Annotated in this window: 23 protein-coding genes; 15 read left to right on the top strand and 8 right to left on the bottom strand. The window is 65.3% G+C overall.

All coding sequences use genetic code 11. The features are described from left to right. Positions 1-10 precede the first annotated feature (10 nt). From G6N50_RS20445 to G6N50_RS20435, 3 genes are all read left to right on the top strand, one after another. Positions 11-1,153 carry an acyl-CoA dehydrogenase family protein gene (locus G6N50_RS20445; protein ID WP_083098503.1) on the top strand — a complete coding sequence of 381 codons (1,143 nt, stop codon included), beginning with the start codon at positions 11-13 and terminating at the stop codon, positions 1,151-1,153. Positions 1,154-1,262: 109 nt separating this feature from the next. Continuing rightward, complete coding sequence (locus tag G6N50_RS20440; protein ID WP_083098505.1) at positions 1,263-2,003, top strand: FadR/GntR family transcriptional regulator; 741 nt, start codon at positions 1,263-1,265, stop codon at positions 2,001-2,003. Beyond that, complete coding sequence (locus tag G6N50_RS20435; protein WP_083098507.1) at positions 2,000-2,824, top strand: PaaI family thioesterase; 825 nt, start codon at positions 2,000-2,002, stop codon at positions 2,822-2,824. The genes G6N50_RS20440 and G6N50_RS20435 overlap by 4 nt, the downstream gene beginning before the upstream one ends. A 12-nt stretch (positions 2,825-2,836) precedes the next feature. Here the strand turns inward: G6N50_RS20435 and G6N50_RS20430 are convergent, their stop codons facing one another. Continuing rightward, positions 2,837-4,957 (bottom strand): tannase/feruloyl esterase family alpha/beta hydrolase, encoded by a 2,121-nt coding sequence (locus G6N50_RS20430; protein WP_083098509.1) that lies wholly within the window; start codon positions 4,955-4,957, stop codon positions 2,837-2,839. Between the two features lie 109 nt (positions 4,958-5,066). Between G6N50_RS20430 and G6N50_RS20425 the strand changes: the two genes are divergently transcribed. Continuing rightward, positions 5,067-5,702, top strand: a complete 636-nt coding sequence (locus tag G6N50_RS20425; RefSeq protein ID WP_083098511.1) for a TetR family transcriptional regulator — start codon at positions 5,067-5,069, stop codon at positions 5,700-5,702. A 71-nt stretch (positions 5,703-5,773) separates the two neighbouring features. On the opposite strand, the gene G6N50_RS20420 is transcribed toward G6N50_RS20425, so the two are convergent. From G6N50_RS20420 to G6N50_RS20410, 3 genes are read right to left on the bottom strand one after another with little or no spacing between them, the layout of a single operon-like run. Further along, on the bottom strand, positions 5,774-6,583 hold the full coding sequence (locus G6N50_RS20420) for an enoyl-CoA hydratase/isomerase family protein (protein WP_083098513.1): 810 nt from the start codon (positions 6,581-6,583) through the stop codon (positions 5,774-5,776). A gap of 11 nt (positions 6,584-6,594) precedes the next feature. Next, entirely contained in the window at positions 6,595-7,755 is a 1,161-nt protein-coding gene (locus tag G6N50_RS20415; protein ID WP_083098515.1) for a thiolase C-terminal domain-containing protein, read from the bottom strand. After that, positions 7,752-8,972: a Zn-ribbon domain-containing OB-fold protein gene (locus G6N50_RS20410; RefSeq protein ID WP_083098517.1), complete on the bottom strand. Its 1,221-nt coding sequence runs from the start codon at positions 8,970-8,972 to the stop codon at positions 7,752-7,754. The genes G6N50_RS20415 and G6N50_RS20410 overlap by 4 nt, the downstream gene beginning before the upstream one ends. Positions 8,973-9,081: 109 nt before the next feature. Between G6N50_RS20410 and G6N50_RS20405 the strand changes: the two genes are divergently transcribed. From G6N50_RS20405 to G6N50_RS20390, 4 genes are read left to right on the top strand one after another with little or no spacing between them, the layout of a single operon-like run. Further along, positions 9,082-9,945 (top strand): SDR family oxidoreductase, encoded by an 864-nt coding sequence (locus G6N50_RS20405; RefSeq protein ID WP_142275719.1) that lies wholly within the window; start codon positions 9,082-9,084, stop codon positions 9,943-9,945. A 9-nt stretch (positions 9,946-9,954) separates the two neighbouring features. Next, positions 9,955-11,106 carry an acyl-CoA dehydrogenase family protein gene (locus tag G6N50_RS20400; protein ID WP_083098519.1) on the top strand — a complete coding sequence of 384 codons (1,152 nt, stop codon included), beginning with the start codon at positions 9,955-9,957 and terminating at the stop codon, positions 11,104-11,106. After that, positions 11,103-12,200, top strand: a complete 1,098-nt coding sequence (locus G6N50_RS20395) for an acyl-CoA dehydrogenase family protein (protein WP_083098521.1) — start codon at positions 11,103-11,105, stop codon at positions 12,198-12,200. Before G6N50_RS20400 ends, G6N50_RS20395 begins: the two co-directional genes overlap by 4 nt. A gap of 9 nt (positions 12,201-12,209) precedes the next feature. Continuing rightward, positions 12,210-12,989: an SDR family oxidoreductase gene (locus G6N50_RS20390; RefSeq protein WP_083098523.1), complete on the top strand. Its 780-nt coding sequence runs from the start codon at positions 12,210-12,212 to the stop codon at positions 12,987-12,989. 11 nt (positions 12,990-13,000) lie between these two features. Here the strand turns inward: G6N50_RS20390 and G6N50_RS20385 are convergent, their stop codons facing one another. Further along, positions 13,001-13,828, bottom strand: coding sequence for an enoyl-CoA hydratase/isomerase family protein (locus G6N50_RS20385; RefSeq protein ID WP_083098525.1), 828 nt, complete (start codon positions 13,826-13,828; stop codon positions 13,001-13,003). 172 nt (positions 13,829-14,000) lie between these two features. Here G6N50_RS20385 and G6N50_RS20380 point away from each other — a divergent pair, with 172 nt between their 5' ends. From G6N50_RS20380 to G6N50_RS20370, 3 genes are read left to right on the top strand one after another with little or no spacing between them, the layout of a single operon-like run. Continuing rightward, a complete protein-coding gene (locus G6N50_RS20380) occupies positions 14,001-14,828 on the top strand; it encodes a mycofactocin-coupled SDR family oxidoreductase (protein WP_083098527.1) in 828 nt (275 codons plus the stop codon). A gap of 11 nt (positions 14,829-14,839) precedes the next feature. Beyond that, the gene (locus G6N50_RS20375) at positions 14,840-15,637 is read left to right on the top strand and encodes an SDR family oxidoreductase (protein ID WP_083098528.1); all 798 of its coding nucleotides are present in this window, start codon (positions 14,840-14,842) and stop codon (positions 15,635-15,637) included. Between the two features lie 60 nt (positions 15,638-15,697). Beyond that, positions 15,698-16,810 carry a cytochrome P450 gene (locus G6N50_RS20370; protein WP_232069008.1) on the top strand — a complete coding sequence of 371 codons (1,113 nt, stop codon included), beginning with the start codon at positions 15,698-15,700 and terminating at the stop codon, positions 16,808-16,810. A 4-nt stretch (positions 16,811-16,814) separates the two neighbouring features. Here the strand turns inward: G6N50_RS20370 and fadD4 are convergent, their stop codons facing one another. Further along, complete coding sequence (fadD4, locus tag G6N50_RS20365) at positions 16,815-18,341, bottom strand: fatty-acid--CoA ligase FadD4 (protein WP_083098532.1); 1,527 nt, start codon at positions 18,339-18,341, stop codon at positions 16,815-16,817. 108 nt (positions 18,342-18,449) lie between these two features. Here fadD4 and G6N50_RS20360 point away from each other — a divergent pair, with 108 nt between their 5' ends. After that, complete coding sequence (locus G6N50_RS20360) at positions 18,450-19,067, top strand: isochorismatase family protein (RefSeq protein WP_083098534.1); 618 nt, start codon at positions 18,450-18,452, stop codon at positions 19,065-19,067. On the opposite strand, the gene G6N50_RS20355 is transcribed toward G6N50_RS20360, so the two are convergent. Both G6N50_RS20355 and G6N50_RS20350 read right to left on the bottom strand, forming a co-directional pair. Then, complete coding sequence (locus G6N50_RS20355) at positions 19,051-19,662, bottom strand: TetR/AcrR family transcriptional regulator (protein ID WP_083098536.1); 612 nt, start codon at positions 19,660-19,662, stop codon at positions 19,051-19,053. The genes G6N50_RS20360 and G6N50_RS20355 overlap by 17 nt on opposite strands. Further along, positions 19,652-20,665, bottom strand: coding sequence for a Rieske 2Fe-2S domain-containing protein (locus G6N50_RS20350; RefSeq protein ID WP_083098538.1), 1,014 nt, complete (start codon positions 20,663-20,665; stop codon positions 19,652-19,654). The genes G6N50_RS20355 and G6N50_RS20350 overlap by 11 nt, the downstream gene beginning before the upstream one ends. A gap of 181 nt (positions 20,666-20,846) precedes the next feature. Here G6N50_RS20350 and G6N50_RS20345 point away from each other — a divergent pair, with 181 nt between their 5' ends. From G6N50_RS20345 to G6N50_RS20335, 3 genes are all read left to right on the top strand, one after another. Beyond that, entirely contained in the window at positions 20,847-21,842 is a 996-nt protein-coding gene (locus G6N50_RS20345; protein WP_083098540.1) for an LLM class flavin-dependent oxidoreductase, read from the top strand. A gap of 76 nt (positions 21,843-21,918) precedes the next feature. Then, positions 21,919-22,701 carry a FadR/GntR family transcriptional regulator gene (locus tag G6N50_RS20340; RefSeq protein ID WP_083098542.1) on the top strand — a complete coding sequence of 261 codons (783 nt, stop codon included), beginning with the start codon at positions 21,919-21,921 and terminating at the stop codon, positions 22,699-22,701. 37 nt (positions 22,702-22,738) lie between these two features. Further along, positions 22,739-23,968: a CaiB/BaiF CoA transferase family protein gene (locus G6N50_RS20335; RefSeq protein WP_083098544.1), complete on the top strand. Its 1,230-nt coding sequence runs from the start codon at positions 22,739-22,741 to the stop codon at positions 23,966-23,968. The last annotated feature ends 34 nt before the right edge of the window (positions 23,969-24,002 follow it).

Genomic DNA, 24,002 nt, shown 5'->3' with positions numbered 1-24,002 from the left:
AGGAAAGTGTATGCGCCGCAACATCTTCGATGAGATCCACGACGACTTTCGGGCCAGCGCGCGCGAATTCTTCGAGCGGGAATGCGTGCCGAACGTCGAGAAGTGGGAACGCGACGGCAAGGTCAGCCGCGAGGCATGGCTGGCCGCGGGGGCGGCCGGTCTGATCGGCTGGGAGTTCGACGAGAAGTACGGCGGCCTTGGCGTCAAGGATTTCCGGTTCAACCAGATCATCTCCGAGGAGATGTTTGCGACCGGGTCGGTGGGCATCGGCCTTGGCGTCCAGAACGACATCCTGGTGCCTTACCTCAACCACCTCACCACCGACGAACAGAAGGCCCGCTGGCTGCCCAAGTTCGTGTCCGGCGAATACATCGGCTCCATCGCGATGTCCGAACCCGCGGCCGGGTCCGACCTGGCGGGTATCAAGACGACTGCCCGTGACGCAGGCGACCACTGGGTGGTCAACGGCCAGAAGACCTTCATCAGCAACGGCTTGCTGTCCAAGCTGGTGCTGACCGCCGTCAAAACCGATACTGAAGCGCGCCACAAGGGCATCAGCCTCTTGATTATCGAAGACGGCATGGAGGGTTTCACCCGCGGCCGCAAGCTCGACAAGATCGGCCAGTTCTCCGCCGACACCGCCGAACTGTTCTTCGAGGACGTCAAGGTGCCCAAGGAGAACCTCGTCGGCGAGCTCAACCGCGGCTTCTACCATCTGGTCTCCAACCTGCCCAGCGAGCGGGTCGGCGTGGCCTGTTACGCGCTCCCGGCCGCTCGTCGCGCTCTGGACCTCACCAAGGCATATGCGTTGGAGCGCACCGCTTTCGGTCAGCCGATCGGCAAATTCCAGGTCAACAGACATTTCCTCGCCGAGATGCAGACCAAACTCGACGCCGCCCAGACTTATCTCGATCAGTGCGTGCTATCGGTCAACGACGGCACATTGTCCGACCAGGACGCCGCCGGCTTGAAGTGGTGGACCTCTGAGGTCCAGTGGGAGATCATCGACCGCTGCCTGCAGATGTACGGCGGCTATGGCTACATCAACGAGTACGAAGTGGCGAGGCTCTGGCGTGATTCGCGTGTGCAACGGCTCTACGCCGGCACCACCGAGATCATGAAGGACCTCATGGGACGGGCAATGGGGTACTAGGGGTGACGTTGATTACTGACAGTCGCCAATTCCCGGCTCAAACCACGTATTCGGATAACCTGCTAAATGATTAGTTAATTCGCATATTCGCTTAACGGTGGAGGTTGCAATGGAGGTCACCAGTCTTCGGGAACCGAAGATGGCCGATCGGGTGGCCACGGTGCTGCGGCGGATGTTCATCCGCGGCGAGATCACCGAGGGCACCATGCTGCCACCCGAGTCTGAGCTGATGGAACGATTCGGGGTGTCCCGGCCGACGCTGCGCGAGGCGTTCCGCGTGCTCGAATCGGAGTCTCTAATTCAAGTGCAACGTGGGGTACGCGGCGGTGCGCGCGTCACCCGCCCACGTCGTGAAACGCTGGCCCGCTACGCCGGCCTGATCTTGGAGTACGAGGGCGTCACGGTCAAGGACGTCTACGACGCGCGGGTGACCCTGGAGGTCCCGATGGTCGAGCAGTTGGCCAAGGACCGCAATCCCAAGGTGATCGCCGAACTCGATCAGATCGTCGAGCGCGAATCGCAGCTGAATCCCGGCAGCGAAGCCGTCGATCAGCTCACCGACTTCCACGCTGCGATCGCGCGGTTGTCCGGCAACAGCACGCTGCAAATCGTCAGCGACATGCTGCATCACATCATCGAGAAGGCCAACCGGTCGCTCCAGCCCACCAAGGGCACGCGCGCCGAGCAGGCGGTCCGCCGCTCAGCGAAGACCCACCGGATGGTGCTGGACATGATCAAGGACGGCGACGCCGAGAAGGCCGGCGAGCTCTGGAAGCGCCACCTGCAGAAGGCAGAGGAGTTCGTTCTGACCGGCGCCGAATTGTCTACTGTCGTAGACCTTCTCGAATGACCGGGGCCGACGAACAGGTAAACCAGCACGATCTCGAGACACCCGACTCGATACAGGTCCGGTTCGGTATCGAATACGTCGAATCAGACCCGCCCAAGGCCGCAGCTGTGCTGTCGATGCCGATGCACCGATTCCGGAATCCGTCCACCGGCGCTCCTACTGTGGCCCCCTTGGCGATCCTCGTCGACGCGGCCGCCGGGATCGTCAACCACTACCGCCGGCGACCTGGCCAGTGGACGGTCTCAAGCGAGCTGTCGATGGACCTCAGCCCCGACGTCGGCGAACTCGACGGCCCGGTGCTGGCCAGCGCGCACTCACCCGGTCCGCTGGGTGCCACATCGCTGGGAATCTGCACACTGACGTATCGGGGCGTGGTGATCGGCACCGGCATAGTGCGGTCGTTCTTCATCCACGCCGGCGACGTCGTCTCCCAGCAACGGTCGGAGACCCTGCGCAGGTCGGGCGAGACCGCGTTCGCCGACCTGATGGCTGTGCACGTTACACAGGATGGTCCGGCGACGGTGCTGGCGCAGCGTGTCGACCGCAACCTGAACAACGACATCGACATCGTGCACGGGGGCGTGGCCGCCGCCGGCCTGGAGATCGCGGCATCGGCGGCCGTGAACCGGGACCCTTCCGACGGTCTGCTGCAGACCGGCTCGCTGCGAGTGAACTTCCTACGACCGTTTCTCGCCGGCACCGAATCCCGCTATGAGGGCACACCAATGCGGCTAGGTCGCAACACCGGCGTGGGCGATGCACGGGCCATCGGCGATGACGGCAAGGTGGCGATCACCGCGCGAATGACCGCCTACCGCTGAGGTCGATCGCTCTCACGAAACGACCACTCGGACCTGCGCGACATTGGCGATCCGGCACGAGCTCGCGGCGGGGTCGCCATCCCGGTGCGAGTGGACCCGGCCGGTCACGAAGTACTCGCCCGGCCGATCGAACGCGTGCTTGGTGAAAAGTGTTACCGAGGCTGCCGATCCGTCGATGCCTTCGTGGCTGAACGGGAAGGAGCCGGTACCGTCGAAGTCCCAGTCGGCGGAGATGATCGTGCCGGCGCCCGGAGGCACCGTCGCCCGGAGCTCCAGTTCCACCGCTTCGCCCACCGCCGCTTCGGCGCGGTCGCGGCCGTTGACGGTCACCGCGATGACCGCTTGGATGCCGCGACGCTGCGCAGCGTCCGGGGACAGGATCACCTTGTTCTCGACGTAGTCGAAGGCGGTATCGACGGGCTCGACGCCTTCCTCCACCCAGGCGATCAGGTCGGCCAGCGACTGCTCGATGTACGGCAGATAGTCGATGAGCCAGGTGTTGCTGGCCCGGTTGGGCAGCGAGGGCACCATCATCGAGGGGGTGTGTTCGGCGTTCTCGATCCACCGGAGCCGGAAACGCTCCTTGGCGCCCTCCTGCCCCTGCGCCCGCAAGACGGCCTCGCGGTAAATGAGTCCCTGCGAGGGCCACAGCGACGAATCCTTGGTGTGGTGGACCCAGATGAGCTTGCCGCGGTAGAGCCCGGAGTAGCCGACGCCCATGAGGGCCGACTGCCGCGGCACGGGGTGCTGCGGAAACACGGGGCGATCGTCGACGCGCAGCGAGTCGAACTGAGAATCCCTCATCAGGTGGTGCCGGGCGAAGTAATGGAAAGCCAGGAAGTCACGGTTGTCGACCTGCAGCTCGTCACCGGGTTGCACTTCGCTGAACCTGAGCAGGTTGGCCTCGCCCGCACCGTCGCAGTAAAGGACGTCGTCGGCGTGGGCCCCGCAGTAGAGCCGCCGCCCGGCCGCCGCGCCCGTGAGCATGGTGACGCTCGCGCCGAGCCGGTAGCCCGTCTGCCCGAGGCCTTCGAGCTCGACCAGCATGGGTAGCGAGGGGTCTGCTCCGAGGCTGGAGAACACCATGATCAGCAGCCGGAAGTTCTGGTGCCGGGGCTCGAGGAAGCGCGGATCCCCGAGTACGTCGGCGCCCGTGAGCACCTTGGTCACGGTGGCTCGTGTGTTCAGGATGTCGCGCTCGACGAGGCCTGGCTGGTCAAAGCCGATGTAGCCGGGCTTGGTCCAGAAATCGTCGAAGTAGCTGGGGTCCTGCTCGAGCAGCGACGTGGCCATTGAGGTCCAGAGCCACATCTGGCCGAGGGGTTTGCCGATCATGTACTCGTCGCCGCGCGGGAAGCCCTGCCGGTACAGGCTGGCCAGCTCCTCGCGCTGGTGGGTGGTCAACCCAACGAAGGGGTCGCCATGCCCGCCGGGAGCCATGGCGGCGGCGATCTCGTCCGTCTTGTCGCCGAGCAGGCGCTGGCAGTTGAACATCGTGGCGAACGACATCACCTGGGCGCCCTCGATCTTCTCCGTGTTGCCGTGCTCCACGATCGGCCCGCCGCCGGCGAACGGCAGCGCCCCGTCCCACACGTCGGCTGCGTTCTCGAGGCACAGCGGCGACCGACGTCCGCCGCCCGAACCTCCCCAGACATACGCGTGGTGAGGCGCCTCGCCATAAACCTGCGCGGCGACGAATTTGGCCAGTCGGGCCGTCTCCGCGCTGGCACGGTGCCCGTAAAGCGTCGGGTCGTCGCCCCCTCGGGGGTCGAGGTCGTCACCGATGTGGCCCTGGTTGGACTCCACCATGCAGCCGCCGAGGCGGGCGCACATCCGCAGGCCGCCAAGGAAGTCAGCCACGAGGTCGTTGCCGAAGGCGTTCTCGTGACCGCCGTGAGCGCCCTCGAGCGGCTGGAGGATCCGTCCGCGATACTGCCCGTCAGTCGGGAACCAGAAAGCCCAGCGAGTAGCGGTGTCCGCGAACCCACCGTGGACGTAGCGGTGCCCGATCGGCTCCGATCGATCTTCGTCGACGTCCACGTACGCCGTACCGAAGAACCCGTCCGTCGACACGTATCCGGCAACGTCGATCGCGCCGTTCCCGACCTCCGAACGCTGACCAGTCTCGGTCATCGATGCCTCCCTACAGTCGGGTCGCAGCCAATTCGGTCCTACGAACTCCGAAGTTGCGGGTGCCTGCCAACCTTTGCACCCTCTGCCATCTTTTGTCTAGAGTCGTGCCGTGCTGCCTAAACCCGCCGCTCCGGCCACGCTCGTCCAGGAAGGGGTTTGGGATCGTCGCCGTCGCCTCGTCGCGGGCGAGATCGAGCAAGTCGCGCTCCAGTTGTTCGCGGAACGGGGCTACGACAACGTCACGACCGACGACATCGCGCGGGCATGCAACATCTCCGCGCGGACGTTCTTCCGGTACTTCGCCGCGAAACGCGACGTGCTACTCGCCATCCCGCGCCGCAGCCTCGTCGTCCTGTGCGACGCGGTGGACCAGCGCCCCGCAAACGAGGACCTCCTCGCCTCCTGGCGAGCGGCCGCCATCGGTGTCCTTGGTGGCGACGAGGTCGATCTCGCCCTGATCGAGCAGCTCAAGGTGCTCATCCGTGACAGCCCCGATCTCGTCGACACGATCAACGGCGATGCTGAGCTCACGGAGCGGTTCGTGCGGACCACCGCCGCGCGGCTCGGCGTCGATCCGGCGACGGACCTTCGGCCGATCATCGTCGCGGGGGCCGTGCGCAACGCACTCATCGCGGCATTGGACCAATGGTCCTCCGGCCGTGCCGACGACCTCGCGCGATCCTTCGGGGAGGCCTTCGACATCCTCGCTCGCCTCGACACGATCGGTGGCCGCAACCCCGCCTAATGTTTCTCCGACGGGGCCGTGACGGGTGGTGCCGCACGAACACCGTTGCGCCGCAGCGGCCAACGGATCATCTACTTCTTTGAGCGCGCCCGGAACGCGGCCACCCGCTCCTTGAACTCCGGGGTCGTGAACGACGTGTATTCCTCGGCCAGCGCATACTCCAGCACACCGAGCGCGGCCCGGGAAAGGTGCATGTTCATCGCGACCTTGCTGGCGCGCAGCGCCTGGGGCGGCAGACCGGCCAATCTCTCGCCGATCGCGAGCGCCTCGTCGAGCACGGTGTCGTCGGTGGCGACTTTGGTGACGAGGTTCAGCTTGTCCGCAACAGCCGGAGTGATCCGATCTCCCAGCAGCACATATTCTTTGGCCTTCATCAGGCCGATCAGCAGCGGCAGCATCGCGGCACCGCCGTCGCCGGCGACCAACCCAACCGCTACGTGCGGATCGGCCAAGTAGCTGCTCTCCCCCATGACAAGGAAGTCGCTCAACAAAGCGATCGAGCAGCCCAGCCCGACAGCGGGGCCGTTGACCGCGGACACCAGCGGCTTGGGGAAGTTGATCACTTCGAGGAACACCGTGCGGGCCTCGGTGATTTGGAACTGGCGCGCCACCGCATCGTCGATCAGGCGCCCGAACATCACCATGTCGCCGCCGGCCGAGAACGCCTTGCCGACACCGGTTGTCACCACTGCACGCACGTCGTCGTCGGCAGCCAGTACTCGCCAGATCGTGGCGAACGCGTGGTGGACTTCCTCATTGACGGCGTTGAACGCCTCCGGTCGGTTGATGCTCACGACGTGGACGTTGCCGGTCTTCTCAACCAGCAGCCACGGCGCGAACTCCTCATAGCCGGACAAGGTGGCGATCTCGGAAGTCGTCATGTGATGTCCCGTCAGTTCTTCTTGTTGGATAGGACAGTGACCGCGGAGACCGCGGTCGGCCCGCCGATATTGTGGGCCAACGCGACTCGCGCACCGTCGACCTGATTCTCGGCTTCACCACGAAGCTGGTTGAACAGTTCGTAGCACTGCGCCACGCCCGTGGCGCCCGGTGGGTGGCCTTTCGCCTTCAACCCGCCGCTCGGGTTGATCGGAATCGACCCGCCGACATAGTGTTCGCGGCCCTCGACCAGCTTGTAGGCCTCGTAACGCTGGGCGAACCCCAGATCCTCGTAGCTGATCAGCTCGACCCCGGTGAAGCAGTCGTGCACCTCGGCGACGTCGATGTCGCGCGGCGTCACGCCGGCCATCGCCATCGCGGCTTTGGCGGCGCGCACCGTCGGCGGGAACGTCGTCATGTCCGTCTTGTGCTGGTGCATCACCCGATCCATGCCCAGCCCGACGCCGCGAACCCAGACTGGTCGGTCGGTGTAGCGGTCGACCACCTCCTCGGCGGCCAAAATCACCGCGGCGGCGCCGTCGCTCTGCGGGGTACAGTCGTAGAGGCCGAAGGGTTCGACCACGATCGGGGCGGCCAGCGCCTGCTCGACGGTGATCTCAAAGCGCAGTTGGGCTTTCGGGTTCTTCAGCGCGTGGAAATGGTTCTTCACCGCCACCATCGCCATGTGCTCCTTCGTGGCAGGCGACTCGTGCAGATACCGCATCACGTGCAGCGCGAAGTTGGCCGGCGCCACCAGTCCCAACGGGTAATCCCAGGCGTTGTCACGGGTCAGCGCCGCCCAGTCCCAGAACGTGGTGTTTGACGCCGTCTCACGTACCTTATCCGCTCCGACCACGAGCACCACGTCGTACATACCCGACGCGATGGCCAAGGTTCCGTTGCGAATCGCGTCATTGCCCGTCGCACAGGCATTTTCGATGCGAGTCACCGGAATCTCGGTGAGATCGAGAGTGTCGGCCAAAATGCCCGACGGAAACCCATCGGTGGTGGACAGCTCACCGAACCACGCCGCCTGGACGTCCGACTTCGTGATGCCCTTGTCGACGTTGGCGACGCACTCGGCGTAGGCCATCGGTATCAGGTCCTTGATACCCAGTTCGAAGTGTTCGGCGAACGGCGTCATCCCCGCGCCGACGATGGCGACGTTTCTCATGCAACGGCTCCTTCCAGTGTGCGGCCGGGCCAGAATGCGTAGCCGTAGTCGGGGATGCCGGCCCGAATGGCGACCCTGCGCAACACCACTGAGCCCGGCTGGCCGATCCTCGCTTCGCCCGCGGGTACGCCGGTGACCTTGAGCAGCACCCGTACCGGGCTGCCGTCGAGCTGAACGACGGCCAGTGAGTAGGGGCCGGGCAGGTCGGGCACCGGGATCCGCACCGTGGTGTGGGTATAGACAGTGCCCGTTCGTGGCAGCGGTTCGAGTCGGTAGTCCGTCGCCAGCTGCCCCGCGTTGTTGACCCTCAGCCGCGGCGGGAACTGCGGCGCGGCGTCGATGCCGGGGTTCTCGTCGAAAACCGCTGCTTCCCAACGGATCTTCGGTTCAAATGCTCGCGCGTACGCCGGCATCGAGATCGGAATCCCCACGCCGTCGGCGACGCGTGTCATTGGCAATTCCCGCGCCGAAAACTCGTCGCGGGAGATCCGGGGCGTCGTGACCCCGAACGCGAGATCTGCCGCGCTGATGCTGGACTGCTCCACCGCAAGCAACAAGCCCTGCGTTCCCGCCTCGATCGCATCGGCCAGCACCAAGATGATCGCCGCGGCGGAGACAGTGGGGTCGCCCACGGCGTGCGATGTGTCGAAGTTGCTTGCGACCTGAGCGAGCGGCACGCCTGCTACCGCCGCCAGTGCCGGCGTTCCGGTCAGGTCCAGCCGGGCCAGGGTGGAGCGCACCCCCACCTCGCGTTGCAGCCGGGGGTCGACGTAGGCGTGGCGGGCGCCATCCTCACCCCGGGCCGTCAGCGGCAGACTTCGCGTCTGGCGTGCCGCCGGGGTCAGCGTGGCGCCGCCGTCACCTGTCAGCACCGCGCCGGCCCCCGCCGCGAGACCATTGTCGTCGGCGGCGATCACCATGGTGCCGTCGTCGGCGCTGCCGATTTGGTCCAACACCGCGGGCGCACCGCCGAGCACCTCGGCCACGGGAGTGTCGGCCGGCAGGGACAACGCGGCCAACAGCACCGCGCCGTTGCCGCCCTCCAGCAGCGGAAAGTCACGCGACACCAACACCACGCGTCGCGCCGTGGCGTCGGGGTCGGCGACGCGACCGGCGGCGACGGCCATGGTCAGCGCGTCCTCGTCGGGTCCCTTGACCCGCCGATCGCGCACTGTCCAGGGCGGCAGATAGGTGCCGATCGACAAGACCCGAGTCATAGATCCCCGCTTATGTGGATGAGCGCGCGTTACATCGCGCAACTAACTAGCTATATAGTTATAGCATTCGACCTCACAGCCTAGCGACGGACGGAAGGGTCAGCGAACCGTGGGCAATCCCCATCCTCGCAGTCTGAAGGATCGCGTCGTGGTGGTGACCGGTGCCAGCCGCGGCATCGGCGCCGCCATCGCCGAGCGGGCAGCGCAGGACGGTGCAGCCGTCGCACTGCTGGCCAGAACCGAGACGCCCAACCCCAAGATCGCGGGCACCCTGGCCGAGACCGCGGACGCCGTGCATCGCGCGGGCGGCCGGGCCTTGCCGTTGGCCTGCGATGTGCGCGACCCCGCCGCGGTCGCGTCGGCGATCGCCTCGGTCGCCGAGAAGTTCGGTGGCATCGACGTCGTCGTCAACAACGCCGGAGCCTTGGATCTGCGGCCCACCGCGCAACTGCCGCCGAAGAACCTCCGCCGGCTGCTGGAGATCAATGTGGAGGGGCCGTTTGCGGTGGTGCAAGCCGCGCTTGCCCACCTGCGCCGGTCGGGCAACGCACATGTGGTCAACGTCTCTCCCCCGCTGAACATGGACCCCAGATGGGTCGGCGCCCACGTCGGGCACACCGTGGGCAAGTACGCCGAAAGCCTGCTTACCTTGGGTTGGGCCGAGGAGTTTGCCTCAGTGCCGATCGCGGTGAACTCGCTGTGGCCGGCCACCACGATCGCCAGCACGGGGATGATGGTCGCGTTGGGCGGTGCAGCGGTCCGCGCGCAGGCCCGCAGCCCACAGATCATGGCCGAGGCGGTGCATGCGCTGGTCACCCGGCCCGCCGCGGCGTGCAGCGGCCATTTCTATACCGACGAGCAGATCCTGCGGGAAGAAGGCCGCGAGGACCTGTCGGGTTACCTACTGGCTCCGAGCGAGGAGGACCTGACGCCCAACTTCTACTTACTGTCGGCCCCGGTACCGACGGTTTAGGAAGCGGCTGTGGTGAATTCGTTCGATGCGTTGAGCGCTCGTGAGCCCGAGTTGGTCAAGCTGCGGTTCGCCGTGCGGGACTTCCTCCGCTCCGACCGCGCTGAATTTCGTTGGCAGCCCGGCGTCGACTCGTGGTTGGCCGGGTGGGACGAGGAGTTCTCCGCCCGGCTGGGCGCGGCCGGATTCATCGGTCTGACCATCCCGAAGCAATACGGTGGCCACGGTCTCGGGCATCTGCACCGCTACGTGGTGACCGAGGAACTGATCGCGGCGGGTGCCCCCGTAGCGGCGCACTGGACCGCCGATCGCCAGGTCGCACCCGGCCTGTTGACCTACGGCACCGAGGAGCAGCGCGAACGGCTATTGCCTAAAATTGTTGCGGGCAAGCTCTATTCGTCGATCGGCATGAGCGAGCACGGCGCCGGGTCCGATCTTGCCGCCGTGCAAACCAAGGCCGTCCGCAGCGACGGAGGCTGGCTGCTCTCCGGCTCAAAGGTGTGGACCAGCGGCGCCCACCATGCACACCAAGTCGTCGTGCTGGCCCGCACCAGCCCGCCGGACCCCGAGCACCGGCATGCCGGTTTCAGCCAGTTCCTGGTGCCCTGCGATGCCGAAGGCGTCCGCATCGAGCCCATTATTTTAATGTCGGGGGCTCACCACTTCAACGAAGTGGTGTTCGACCAGGTCTTCGTTCCCGATGCCGACGTGCTCGGCGAGGTCGGCAACGGCTGGCACCAGGTCACCTCCGAGTTGTCGTTCGAACGCAGCGGTCCCGAGCGGATCCTGTCCACCGGTCCCCTGCTGTTGGCCGCCATCCGCACACTCGGTCGCGGGCCGGTGCCCGACGACCGCACCGCCGCCGACATCGGCGACCTGATGGCGCGGTTGATCTCGCTGAGACAGCTGTCATTATCGGTGGCCCGCACGCTCACCGACGGCGGCAACGCGGCCAACCAGGCGGCGCTGGTGAAGGACCTCGGCACCCGTTTCGAAGCCGAATCCGTCGGGTTGATCGCCGACCTGCTCGAGGCGGCACCGCCGGACCCCGAACTGGAGACAATGCTGAACACCGCTTGGCTGCACAAGCCCATGTTCACGCTGCGCGGCGGCACCAACGAGGTGCTCCGCGGCGTGGTCGCCCGCGGAATGGGGCTGCGATGAGCGCTCTGGCCGGCGGGGTCTTCGCCGTAACCGACTCTCAGAGTGACGACGCTCAGCTGCGTCAACTCGTCGACGACCTTGGGCAGCGCTCCTACGACGCCGGGCTTGGCCACCGCGGCATCCCTGACCGGTTCGACGCCGATCTGTGGGGCCACCTCGAGGACACCGGGCTGGCCCGGCTGACGAGCACGCCGGACATGGGCGCCGGTCCGCACGAGTTGGCGATTGCGCTCTACGGCGTGGCCCGCCATGCCGGCGCGGTGCCGTTCGCCGAAACCGACGCGCTGGCCGGGTGGCTCGGCCAGCAGGCCGGCATCGAGCTACCCGACGGCCCGCTGACCGTTGCCGTCGCCGACGCCGAATCCGACGACGGCCGGGTCACCGGCACCGCGGCCGCGGTGCCATGGGCACGGGCGTGCGCCGCCGCCTTGCTGGCCGTCACCACGCCCGCCGGACTGCGGGTCGGCATGATCGACGTGATCCCCGGTGAGCTGCGGGAAGATCACAACCTCGCCGGCGAACCACGCGATGCGATCGCGTTCGACGTGCCGGCCGACCAATTACGCGCCCTAGAACCGGCACTCGGCGCCGAGCTAACTCGGCGCGGCGCATGGTCACGCTGTGTGCAGACCATCGGGGTGCTGGACGCCGCCGCGGAGCTGTCAGTCCAGCACACCCGCCAGCGTGTCCAGTTCGGTCGTCCGCTCAGCGCCTTCCAGTCCGTGCAGCAGGCACTGGCTGGCATGGCCGGGGAGATCGAAAGAGCCCGTGCCGCTGCGGAATTGGCTGTCGCTGCCGCTGCCGAGTATGGCTTCGACTCCCCCCACACCGACTACGCCGTCACCGTTGCCAAGGTGGCGGTCGGCCGGGCCGTCGGACCGGTCACCAGCATCGCCCATCAGCTGCACGGCGCGATCGGCGTCACAAGTGAGCACCCGTTGTGGCTGTTCACCTTGCGCGCGCAGAGCTGGACCGGGGATTACGGAACCACCGCGCACTACGCGCGCCGACTCGGCCGGCTCGTTCTGGCCGCGGAGGATTCATGGAGCCTGGTGACGGGCGATCTGACTCAGTTGGAAACCAACGGTAGGTAAGGAGAACTGGTGACGGTGCAGCAATTCGAGGGCGCCTCGGCGATTGTCAGCGGCGGTGCGGGCGGCCTGGGCGAGGCGACTGTCCGTCGGCTCCACGCCGACGGACTTGGCGTGGTGATCGCCGATCTCGCCGGCGACAAAGGCAAGGCGCTGGCCGACGAGCTTGGCAGCCGTGCGCTGTTCGTCAGCACCGACGTGACAAGCGAGGATAGCATCCTTGGTGCCATCGAGCAGGCCAACCAGCTCGGCCAGTTGCGCTACGCGGTCGTCGCACACGGCGGTTTCGGTGTGGCGCAACGAATTGTGCAGCGCGACGGCAGCCCGGCGGACTTCGGTGGCTTCACCAAGACCATCGACCTCTACCTCAACGGCACCTACAACATGGCGCGACTCGTGGCCGCAACCGTGGCAACCGCAGAACCCCGCGACAGCGGCGAACGGGGCGCGTTGGTGTTGACCGCCTCGATTGCGGGATATGAGGGTCAGATCGGGCAAACCGCCTATGCCGCAGCGAAAGCCGGCGTCATCGGGCTGACCATCGCCGCGGCCCGCGACCTGAGTTCGGTAGGCATCCGGGTCAACACCATCGCACCGGGAACGATGAAGACGCCGATCATGGAATCGGTCGGCGAAGAGGCCATCGCCAAGTTCGCCGCCAACGTACCGTTCCCTAAACGACTCGGTTCCCCCGACGAGTTCGCCGACGCGGCAACGTTCCTGCTCACCAACGGCTACGTCAACGGCGAGGTGATGCGCCTCGACGGCGCCCAGCGGTTCACTCCCAAGTAGACGCGAAGGGCCTAAAGTCGGCCGTCCACACGCAGGTCGGGGTGCACCCAGTCCGGCGAATTCTTCTCCTTGAACGCGCGGAAGCCTTCGCGTGCTTCGGGACCGAACAGGCTGGTTTGCATCCCGATCCGGTCATCTAGGCCCAGGTAGTTGTCCAGGCTGGCCTTGATCACGCCGCGCGCCGCGGGGGCGGTTCGGCAGCATTGCGCGAGAAGCTCTTTGGCGACGTCCAGCAGGGCATCGTGGCGAACCAGCCTGGCCACGATGCCCCAGTCGAGCGCCTCCTGCGCGGTCAACGTGCGCCCGGTGAACATCAGGTCCTTGGTGCGGACCGGGCCGATCAGCCGTGCCAACACCTGGCTGTAGTAGGTATCAGCAATGCCGCGGAACAATTCGGGCACGCGGAAGGTGGCCCGATCGCTGACGACCGCGAGGTCACTGCACATGGCGATCTGCAGGCCACCACCCTGACACAAGCCGTTGACCGCCGACACGACCGGCTTCGGAGACTGTCGCAAGACGTCAAAGGGCGTTACGTCCATACCCATGGTGGAGGCAAAGTCCATCCAGTTATCCTCGGCGGCCTGTCCCAGATCCCCACCGGGAGCAAAGACATCACCGGTTCCGGTGATGAGCAGACCCGCGAGGCCGGAATCTGCGTTGACCCGGCTGATGGCGTACCGGATGCCGAAGTACATCGCGGGTGTCATCGCGTTGCGCGCCTGCGGACGGTCCAGGGTGCAGATCGCAAACGCCCCTTCGCGTTCGAACCTCAGGAACGGGGTGCCCAACCAGTCGCCATCAGGAGGACGTGGACCGCCGTTGAGGCCATCGGACATGGTGAGATTCCCTTTCGAGAGCGACGAGTGCTTTGCCGGACCCCCAAAGTAGCGAAATAGTTGTACGATTCCAATCTCCCGGCGTAGCATTCTCCACGTGGCGCAGGTCACTGAATCGCGCCCGCTGGATACCGCTGAGCGCGGCCGCAAACGAGCTACTGGAGGCATACGAATGGGTTCACTCGACGGCCGGGTCGTCTTCATCACCGGCGCCGCCCGCGGGCAGGGCCGCTCGCACGCGGTGATGTGTGCCGAGCAGGGCGCGAACATCGTCGGAGTCGACATCTGCGAAGACCTTGAGGTGGTGCCGTACAAGCTGGGCAGCTACGAGGATCTCGAGGAGACGGCTCGCCTAGTCGAAAAGACCGGGCAGGAAATGCTTTTCCGCAAGGCGGACGTCCGCGACAAAGCTGCCCTGCAGGAGGCGTTCGACGCGGGCGTCGAAAAGTTCGGTCACATCGACACCGTCATCGCCAACGCCGGCGTGGTGTTGACCAATGCCGACGAGCGCGACGCCTCCGAAGCGTTGCGGCTCGGCCTCGACATCATGCTCATCGGCGTCTGGAACGCTTTTCAAATCGCGATTCCCCACCTGAAGGAGCGCGGCCAGGGTGGCAATCTGATCGCAACCAGTTCCATGATTGCGCTGTTGGATCTCACCGACGGTCGTGGCGGTACCGACGCCTACCTCATGTCCAAACTCGCGATCACCGGCCTGGTCCGCTCTTACGCGAACATGCTTGCCGCCGACCGCATCCGAGTGAATGGGGTGGCGCCGACCAACTGCGCGACGCCGATGATCACCGAGAACCCGGCGTTGTTCAAAGTGATCGAGGAGAACCCACACCTGGTCAATGCGATGCAGACCGCACTGCCGGACTTCCCGATGATCGAGCCACGCGACGTCAGCAACGCGATCCTATTCCTGATCAGCGAAGCGGGCCGCACGTTCACCGGCAGCGTACTGAAGGTGGATGCAGGCATGGACGTGCGGCGCTAGTCGGCCCCCCGATGCACTACGGAATCGACGGCCGTTCGGCGCTGGTTGTCGGCGGCAGCAAGGGAATCGGCTTCGAGGTTGCCAAACTGCTCGCCGACGAGGGCGCACGGGTAGCTGTGCTGGCCCGGACCAAGATCGACCTAGACGCCGCCGTCGAGACGATCCGCGCGTGCGGCGGCACGGCGATCGGCGTCAGCGCCGACGTCGGCAACGCGGAGCAACTCGGCGACGCGGTGCGGGAGGTGACCGCCCAGCACGGTCCGCCACTCATCGTGATCGGCCAGGCTAAATACCAGCGGCCCGGGGATTTCGCCGACATCACCGACCTGAACGTCTACCGTGAGTCCTTCGAAATGCACACGATGAGCCAGATCCTGCTTCTGCAGGCGGTCCTGCCGGCAATGCGGGACGCCGGCTGGGGCCGATTCGTGCACATCGGTTCAGCCACCGCGAAGGAGCCGGCGGGCAATATCCACCACGCGGTGGCCAACACGAGTCGACCGTCGACGATCGGTCTGCTCAAGACGGTCTCTGACGAGTACGCCCAGCACGGCATCACGGTCAACACCGTCGCGCCCGGCTGGATTGAGACCGAGAACGCAATGGCCTACCTGAAGCAGCACCTCGGCGCGAGCACCGAGCAGCAGCGCCGCAACTTCATGCTCACTGAGGCCCGCGTCCCCGCGGCGCGGATGGGCAAACCGCATGAAATCGCTTCGCTCATTGCATATCTCTGCTCGGAGCCTGCGGGTTATCTGACCGGCAGCTGGATCGAAGTCGACGGTGGCTTGCACCGGTCGGCCTTCTAATCGTTAGGAGAATAGGTGGAAACCCTTGGCGTACCCGAACTCTCCTTCGTGAGCCTGCCGATGGCAGCAGACCGCGGCGTGGGATGGAAGACCGTTCGCGACGCCGGACGCGTGGTGTTCATCGACGGCTGGTTCTACCTGTCTCACCGCGACGACGTGCTGGCCGCGCTGCGCAATCCGGAGCTGTTCTCGTCGAAGAAGGCCTTCGACGTGCTGGGTGCCCCGCTGCCGCTGGTGCCCATCTCGACCGATCCGCCGGAACACACCCGGTTCCGCAAGATCCTGCAGCCTTTCTTCAGCCCACACACCTTGAACGAGATGCTGCCGTCGCTGCAGAAGCAGGCGATCGACATCGTCGACGACATCGCCAAGAAGGGCGAGTGCGAAGTCGTCGCCGAGCTCGCGATTCCCTACCCGTCACAGGTGTTCCTGACGTTGTTCGGGCTGCCGTTGGAAGATCGCGACCGGCTGATCGCATGGAAGGACTCGGTCATCGCGCTGGCGGACTCCCCGTCGCTCGAAGGCGCTGACCTAACCCCCGCAATGGAATTGCTCGCCTACGTCTCCCAGGCGATCAACGAACGAAGGGCCAACCCGGGGCCGGACATCCTGTCCCAGGTGCTCACCGGCGAGGACCCTCTCGACGATACCGAGGCGATGGGGCTGAGCTTCCTGTTCGTGCTCGCCGGGCTGGACACCGTCACGGCGGCGATGAGCACGGCGCTGCTGGAACTCGCTCGCAACCCGGTACTGCGCGCCACCCTGCGTGAGGATCCCGGGCAGATCGATGTCTTCGTCGAGGAGATCGTCCGGTTGGAGCCGCCCGCGCCCATGCTGCCGCGGGTCACCACCGCAGAGGTCACCATCGGGGACATCACCCTGCCCGCGGAGACCCAGGTGCGGCTGTGCGTCGGCGCCATCAACCGTGACGACAGTGATGAGATCTCGACTAATGACGTGGTGATGGACGGGAAGGTGCATCGGCACTGGGGCTTCGGTGGCGGACCGCACCGCTGCCTCGGTTCGCACCTGGCCCGCATGGAGCTGAAGTTGATCCTCGACGAGTGGCTCAAGCGCATCCCGGAGTTCTCCCTCGAAGCCGGTTACGAACCGCACATCATCTTCCCCGCGCAGACATTCGCGCTGGAGCGCGTACCGCTGAAGCTCGGGTAGTCGACTAACCCGTCGACGAGTACTTGGCGACAAGCTGCTGTTTGTACAGCTTACCGGCGTCAGTGCGGGGTAGCTGCGCCTCGAAGGAGATCGACCGCGGACACTTGTAGTGCGCCAACCGGTTTCGCACCCAGTCTAAGAGCTCCGCGGCGAAGCCGTCGTTAGCGTCGGCTGGATCCACCGTCTGCACGACGCCCTTGACGGCTTGACCCATCTCGTCGTCCGGGATGCCGAATACCGCCGCGTCGAGCACCTTGGGATGAGTGATCAGCAGATCTTCGGCTTCTTGCGGGTAGATGTTCACCCCGCCCGAGATGATCATGTGATGGCGGCGGTCGGTGAGATAGAGGTAGCCGTCGACGTCGAGGTACCCGATATCACCAACGGTCACCCAGCCGTGCGCGTCATGGGCCGCCGCCGTCTTCGCGTCGTCCTTGAGGTACTGGAACGAATATCCCCCCTCGTAATAGATCTCACCGGGAGTGCCGGGCGGCAGCTCCTGGCCGTTCTCGTCGAGGATGTGCGGAACCCCGACCAGCGGACGGCCGACCGAGCCGGGGTGGTCCAGCCAGTCCTCTGCGCGGATGAACGAGGCTCCCACCGCCTCCGAAGCGGCGTAATACTCGTCGATGATCGGTCCCCACCACGCGATCATCTGTTTCTTGATGTCCACCGGGCATGGCGCGGCCGCATGCACCACCCGGCGCAGGCTGGACACGTCGTAGGACTTGCGCACCGCTTCAGGCAGTTTGAGCATCCGGACGAACATCGCCGGAACGAATTGGCCATGCGTGATGCCGTAGCGCTGGATGCACTCGAGCGCCTCTTCGGGGTCGAACTTCTCCATCACGACGGTGGTGCCGCCCAGCGACTGCACCACCATCGACCAGAACGACGGCGCGGTATGGTACAGCGGTGCCGGGCTCAGATACACCGAATCACCGCTGATTCCAACGGCATTCATCAACGGCGTCAGCATGTTGGGCGCTTCACTCGGCGGTAGATGCGGAAGCTCGCGGCGGATCCCCTTGGGCCGGCCGGTGGTTCCCGACGAGTACTGCAGCAGATCGCCTTCCCGCTCGTCGGGGATCGGCGTCTCGGGCTGGTCGGCGACACATTCCGGGTAGCGATCCCATCCATCCAGATCATCGTCGGCGATCAACAGCAACTCGGGCAGCCCACCGGGGGAATGCTCGGCGAGGCGTTCGCAGACGCTGCGCGTCGCGCGTGACCCGATCAGCGCCTTGGCTGAACTGTTGTGGATGATGTAGGCCGCCTCGGCGGCCGTCAAGTGAGTGTTGACCAACGCGTAGTACAGACCACTTCGCCTCGCCGCCCACATCACAGCATGAATGTGTTCATTGTTCTCGAGTATTGCCGCGACGGTGTCGCCCTCCCGAAGTCCGGCGGCGTACCAGAAATGAGCCAGCCGGTTGGCACGTATCTCCAGCTCGGCGAAGTCGATCACCGTGCCAGCCCGAGCAAGGATCAGGGCAGGTTTACCGGATGAGATGTGACCGCGGATCTCCATGATGTCAGCTTAGAGTCTGTCGATGCAAAGGAGACGAATCTCTATATTCTGTAAGGGATCTACCGAGTATTTCGTCACAAATGTCAAAAAATAGCCTAGGGTTGGGGTATGGCTCCGACACCATGGGACCCAGAGACCACGGCCGTTATCTGTGTGGAATGCCAGAACGGTGTACTGGGCCCCGACTCCATCTTGCCCGCATTGGCCGCCGACACCTCCGAACTGGTATCCGGCGTGCGGCGACTTCTCGATTCAGCCCGCCAGTTCGGCGCGCGAGTGGTGCATGCGACCTACGAGGGCAGCCTCGGCGGCCGACAGACGGGGACGGCACGCCTCTGGCGGGCGCTGGGTCCGGCAACCGCACAGTGGACGCCCGGAAGCGCACCCACCATAGTGCTTCCCGAGTTGTTGGCGCCCACCGATCTGGTGTTACCGCGCCATCACGGTCTATTCCCCACCCTCGATTCCGAATTACTGCCGGTGCTTAAAGGTTTGGGCGTGCGCACCATCGTTCTTGCCGGCGTTTCGCTGAACCTGGCGATCACCCACACTGCCGGGCATGTCACACAGGCCGGTTTCGACCTCGTCGTCCCGCGCGACGCCGTCGGCGGAACCCCCAAGGACTATGCAGAACAAGTGCTGGACAACACTATTGCGGTGCTGGGCCGACTGACCACGATCGATCAGGTGATCGACGAATGGACCTCCGTCAGGTCCGACCATTAACCGTTCGCCACAGCATCTCGGTGGCCGCCATGAGCACCGCTCGGCGCGTTGTTGACGGGATCTCGTTGTGCTGGACCATTAGCCACGAACGCTCCAGCATCGCCATGACCACCAGCCCCGACGCCACCGAGTCGAGGTCTGGCGGTGTGGGCGCGACCTTTGCGATGCCCTCACCGAGCGCGGCCGCGGTTCGACGGTACGAGCGACTGACCGCGGCACGGAATTTACGGTCGGGAGGCATGTCCTCCGCGGAGCGGATGACGAAGGCACCGTTGCGGTCGAGGTAGCTGAAGTAGCCGGCAACCCAGGCCTCGATGCCCTCCCTGCTGGGAGGGCTCCCCTGCCCCATCAAACCTTCGACGAGCGCGAGTGCTTCGCGGTAGGTATCGGTGCCGAGTTCGATGAAGAGTTCGGTCTTGTCGGAGAAGTAATAGTAGAAGTTCGCCCTGGTGACGGATGCGAGGTCAGTGATGTCCTTGATGGCGACACCCGAAAAGCCCTTGCGCGCGAACGCGGTCCGCGCAGCGTCGAGGATTGACTCTCGGGTGCGGTCAGACTTCCGTATTACCCGCCGTGGCGAGCCCTCAGGCGCCATGTGTGACCGGTTCGGCTGCGGCCTGCGGTTCGGGATAGAACCCGCTCGCCCACCGACGCAGCGCGCGAAAACCCGCCGCCTCCGATGTCGCCAGGCCCGGCGGTTCAAGGTACTTCTGGTGCTCCCAGATCCGGATGTCGTCGGGCAGGGCGACTTTCGCGGCGGCCAGACGCGCTTCGAAATCACCTGGGCCTTGTGATTGTTCCTCGCTGATCCAGTAGCCGGCGAAGATGTCGGATCTGGTGTCGTCCACCGGTGTCGCGCAGATCGAGATGACCCGGATTCCGTCGCGGACGTGTTCAGCGTTGTAGCTGACGCCAAGGCCTGACCAATAGATCTCGATCGTGTTCATCGTGTCACCGTCGCGGTCCAGGCCGTCGCTCCACCTCCGGCCGAAGCCGACCTTGGCCGACCAGGTAGAGCTGTCGGTGCTCTCGCGCAATACCACGGGACTAGTCGGCGTGCGATGTACGAACTGGAAGTGGTGCGGATCGACCGCGTTCTCGGCGATCACCTGAGGATGCACCTTCACCCGCTCGTGCCGCGTTCGGCAATCGGCACCCAACGGGTGGAACTGCCGCGACCCGACATGCTCGCCCAGCACCGCGAAGGCGTCGGGCGCTTCCCAGAGTGGGTCCCTGCCGGCGCTGTCGTGCCAGATCAAGATTGAGTCATTGAGTTCTGCGACCGGATAGGAACGTACTCGTCTGGCCTTGTTGGGTCGATCCTGATACGGAATGCGGACGTTGCGTCCAGCACCGTTCCACACCCAGCCGTGAAAAGGGCACTGAATGCCTTCTTCGACTACGCAGCCACCATGGGCCAGGCTCGCACCAAGATGCTGGCAGTGCGCGTCCAGCACCTTCACCGTCCCATCAAGCTGCCGGAAGGCGACCAGATCCCGGCCGAAGTAGTGCATTGGGACCACCTCGGCCACGGCGAGGTCAGCGCCCCAGGCGACCTGAAACCACCCGGTGGGCAGCATGCTCGGCAAGGTTTGCATTATCGGAACGTCCTTTCGCGTACGACACCTAGCAGCAGCACGATCCCGAGGCTACCCATTTTTGACACTTTTGTCGAAAAAGGCCTGCGGTCCCGGGTCGCGACATCATGGCCGCCGACCAGGACGTACAATGACATGTCTAACTAGGTTAGTGATGTAATGCCGACGGATGTGAGGACACATGGATTGGGGTCTGCCATGGCCGGGGCCCGCGCTAGCAACGCAGGCCGAGACTGCCGGGGCGCAGGCATTTTGCGCCGGTGAGTTCGCCGACCTGAACGCCTACATAACAACGACCGAGATGGCCCTCGGTACCTCGCAGGCGAGCATCGGCCCCGGGATCGCCTATGCGTTCGCCCGGTCCCCGTTCGTGCACGCCGCGGCCGTCCGACATCTCTGGACACTCGCGCCGGGCAGGGTCTTTCTGGGACTTGGGTCGGGGACCTCACGGATGAACAAGGACTGGTTCGGTGTCGACGCCGCCCACCCCGCACCCCGGATGGCTGAACTGATCGACGTGATCCGGGCGTTCCTGCACGCCGAGAACGGCGACCGCGTTCGGTACGAGGGCCGGTTCTACACGGTCGACGCCGACATCCGTGCACCGGTGCTCGGCCGGTTGGACGTGCCCATCCTGATCGGAGCCTTCAACAAGATCATGTTGAGAGCGGTAGGTCGCACTGCCGACGGCGTGCTGGGACACGGCCTGTTCACCGATCGGTGGTGGACCGAACTCGTGGAGCCCGAACTGGCCCGCGGCGCCGAATCAAGCGGACGCGACCCCGCCGAGCTACGACGCTGGGGTTGGCTGATCACCGCGATCGACAACGACGACCCGGCACGCGCTGTCCGGGACGCACGGCTTCAGATCGCCTTCTACTTCACCGTGAAAACCTACGACTCACTCGTCGAACTGCACGGCTGGACCGACGAGGTCGCCCAGATCCGTTCGGCCTTTCGCAGCGGCCAACCAGAAACGATCGCCGACCACGTCACCGACGATATGCTGTGGTCGATCGCAATCTGCGGCGACGACACACAGGCGCGTGAAATGCTCGCAGCTCGCAAACGACTGCCCAATCTGGCGTTCGCATCGCCGCCAAGCTTCCTGGTCGGGCGCCGGCGACGCGTCGGCTACGGTGCAGCCGCCACGCGCGTTCTGTCGCAGCTGCGCTGACGCAGGCCGCGGATACGCCAGATCGCGTCCTGACATGGTGTACTGAGTAGTACATGTCGAGTTTCAGGAGGTCGCGATGCCCAAGCGCGAACCACTCGCTCCGATGACCGCGTCAGAGCACAACGGTGCGGTGCGGTCGCCCAAGACCGCCGAAATCGTGGCGGACACGCTCCGGCGGATGATCGTCGAGGGGCAGCTCAAAGACGGCGACTTCCTACCCTACGAAGCCGAACTCATGACTCACTTCCAGGTCAGCCGGCCGTCGCTGCGAGAAGCGGTGCGAGTCTTGGAGTCCGACCGTCTGGTTGAGGTCCGCCGCGGTTCACGCACCGGCGCCCGCGTTCGCGTCCCAGGCCCCGAAATCGTGGCGCGACCGGCGGGCTTCCTGCTCGAAATGGCGGGAACGACGCTTGGCGACGTGATGACCGCGCGGATGGGTATCGAACCGTATGCGGCCCGACTGCTCGCAGAGAACGGCACCGTGGTGGCTCACCGCGAGTTGCGCGACCTCATCGAAGAGATCCCCGCTGCATGGGAGACCGGCAAGCTGGCCGCAGCCTCGACCGCATTGCACCGCCGGCTAGTCGAACTGTCGGGCAACGCGACGCTGACCGTGATCGCCGGCATGCTGCACGAGATCTTCGAGCGGCACATGACCGCAGCATTTCTCAGCGTGCAGAACGTCGTGCCGAAGGCTCAGTACAACAAGCTGATGCGGTCGTATATCCGACTCGCCGATCTGGTGGCCGAGCGCGACGGCACTGAGGCCGAGGCGCATTGGCGACGACACATGAAGAACGCCAGCGCTGAGCTGCTCAAAGGCTACGAGAAGACGAAGGTCCGAGACATCATGCATTGAGTGGGCACCGTGCCCACCCTCACCTGAAGGACATCTGATGCGTAAACCGCTCACCGGAGTTCGCGTGCTGGAGGTCGCCCAGTTCACCTTCGTTCCGTCAGCGGGCGCCGTGCTCGCCGACTGGGGCGCCGACGTGGTGAAGGTCGAGCATCCTGTCACCGGCGATGCCCAGCGCGGGTTGGTCAAGGTGCTAGGCGCCGCGGTGACGGTACCCGGATCGTCGTTCGCGCCAATCATGGAGGCGCCCAACCGCGGAAAGCGCAGTGTCGGGCTGGCCCTCGACAATTCCGAGGCGCGTCCTTTGCTCGACGAACTGATCCGGCGAAGCGACGTGTTCCTGACGAATTACCTGCCGTCGTCGCGAAAGAAGCTGTCCATCGACGTCGACGACGTCCGCCGCGTCAACCCCGACATCATTTATGTCGTCGGCAACGGTTTCGGCTCCAATGGGCCCGACCGCGATGCCGGCGCCTACGATGCGACGGCGTTCTGGGCCCGCGGCGGCAGCGCGGACGGCCTCACATCGCCCGACGCCGAACAGAGCCCGTTCATGCCGGCCGGAGCTTACGGAGACAACATCGGCGGGATCACCATTGCCGGAGGTGTGGCGGCCGCACTCTACGGCAGGCAGGCCACCGGGGAACCGTCGGTACTCGACGTCTCGCTGCTGGCGGTCGGCGCTTGGGCAACCCAGTTCAGCGTGAACATGGCGATGCTCATGGGCGGGCCACTGCCGAGGGTGGAACGCCGAACCCAGGCCCCGGGCAACCCACTGACCGGCGCCTATCGAACGTCGGACGGAAGGTTCGTCCAGTTGTCGATGCTGCAGCCGACCCGGTATTGGCCGGAGTTCTGCCGGCTGATGGGTCTGCACGACGTCGCCGAAGATCCACGGTTCACCTCGATCGAGGCGATGGCCGAGCACAGCGAAACTGCTCAACGACTCGTTGCGGACGTGATCGGCAAATTGACGTTCGCCGAGTGTCAAGCGTTGCTACGCAAGGGCAGAGGGCAGTGGGCCCCGGTACAGGATGCCTGGGAAATAGCCAACGACGAAGCACTGACCGCCAACGGTGGCATCGCCGAAATCATCGATGCCGAAGGTCATCCGCAGAGGTTAGTCGCCAGTCCCGTGAAGTTCGACGATGATCCGGCAAGCCTGGCCAGAGCGCCACAGTTCGCTGAGCACACCGACGGGGTGCTGCGCGAACTCGGCATCGACGACGACAGACTCATTGAGCTCAAGATCGCCGGTGCGATCACGTAATCAGTGAGTACCTGTCGACACAGATCGGCCACCG

Origin of the sequence: Mycobacterium mantenii, from assembly GCF_010731775.1 — a bacterium.
In the GTDB taxonomy this organism is placed as follows: Bacteria; Actinomycetota; Actinomycetes; order Mycobacteriales; family Mycobacteriaceae; genus Mycobacterium; species Mycobacterium mantenii.
The sequence above is the reverse complement of the archived record's forward strand: the minus strand, read 5'-3'. Positions and strand labels throughout refer to the sequence as shown.

Excerpts from the sequence above, each read along its gene's own strand:
- G6N50_RS20345 (WP_083098540.1), top strand. The coding sequence starts at position 20,847 with ATGGATTGGGGTCTGCCATGGCCGGGGCCCGCGCTAGCAACGCAGGCC.
- G6N50_RS20335 (WP_083098544.1), top strand. The coding sequence starts at position 22,739 with ATGCGTAAACCGCTCACCGGAGTTCGCGTGCTGGAGGTCGCCCAGTTC.
- G6N50_RS20420 (WP_083098513.1), bottom strand. The coding sequence starts at position 6,583 with ATGACGACTTCCGAGATCGCCACCTTGTCCGGCTATGAGGAGTTCGCG.
- G6N50_RS20385 (WP_083098525.1), bottom strand. The coding sequence starts at position 13,828 with ATGTCCGATGGCCTCAACGGCGGTCCACGTCCTCCTGATGGCGACTGG.
- G6N50_RS20340 (WP_083098542.1), top strand. The coding sequence starts at position 21,919 with ATGCCCAAGCGCGAACCACTCGCTCCGATGACCGCGTCAGAGCACAAC.
- G6N50_RS20440 (WP_083098505.1), top strand. The coding sequence starts at position 1,263 with ATGGAGGTCACCAGTCTTCGGGAACCGAAGATGGCCGATCGGGTGGCC.
- G6N50_RS20360 (WP_083098534.1), top strand. The coding sequence starts at position 18,450 with ATGGCTCCGACACCATGGGACCCAGAGACCACGGCCGTTATCTGTGTG.
- G6N50_RS20380 (WP_083098527.1), top strand. The coding sequence starts at position 14,001 with ATGGGTTCACTCGACGGCCGGGTCGTCTTCATCACCGGCGCCGCCCGC.
- G6N50_RS20355 (WP_083098536.1), bottom strand. The coding sequence starts at position 19,662 with ATGGCGCCTGAGGGCTCGCCACGGCGGGTAATACGGAAGTCTGACCGC.
- G6N50_RS20435 (WP_083098507.1), top strand. The coding sequence starts at position 2,000 with ATGACCGGGGCCGACGAACAGGTAAACCAGCACGATCTCGAGACACCC.
- G6N50_RS20350 (WP_083098538.1), bottom strand. The coding sequence starts at position 20,665 with ATGCAAACCTTGCCGAGCATGCTGCCCACCGGGTGGTTTCAGGTCGCC.
- G6N50_RS20410 (WP_083098517.1), bottom strand. The coding sequence starts at position 8,972 with ATGACTCGGGTCTTGTCGATCGGCACCTATCTGCCGCCCTGGACAGTG.
- fadD4 (WP_083098532.1), bottom strand. The coding sequence starts at position 18,341 with ATGGAGATCCGCGGTCACATCTCATCCGGTAAACCTGCCCTGATCCTT.
- G6N50_RS20370 (WP_232069008.1), top strand. The coding sequence starts at position 15,698 with ATGGCAGCAGACCGCGGCGTGGGATGGAAGACCGTTCGCGACGCCGGA.
- G6N50_RS20395 (WP_083098521.1), top strand. The coding sequence starts at position 11,103 with ATGAGCGCTCTGGCCGGCGGGGTCTTCGCCGTAACCGACTCTCAGAGT.
- G6N50_RS20445 (WP_083098503.1), top strand. The coding sequence starts at position 11 with ATGCGCCGCAACATCTTCGATGAGATCCACGACGACTTTCGGGCCAGC.
- G6N50_RS20430 (WP_083098509.1), bottom strand. The coding sequence starts at position 4,957 with ATGACCGAGACTGGTCAGCGTTCGGAGGTCGGGAACGGCGCGATCGAC.
- G6N50_RS20415 (WP_083098515.1), bottom strand. The coding sequence starts at position 7,755 with ATGAGAAACGTCGCCATCGTCGGCGCGGGGATGACGCCGTTCGCCGAA.
- G6N50_RS20375 (WP_083098528.1), top strand. The coding sequence starts at position 14,840 with ATGCACTACGGAATCGACGGCCGTTCGGCGCTGGTTGTCGGCGGCAGC.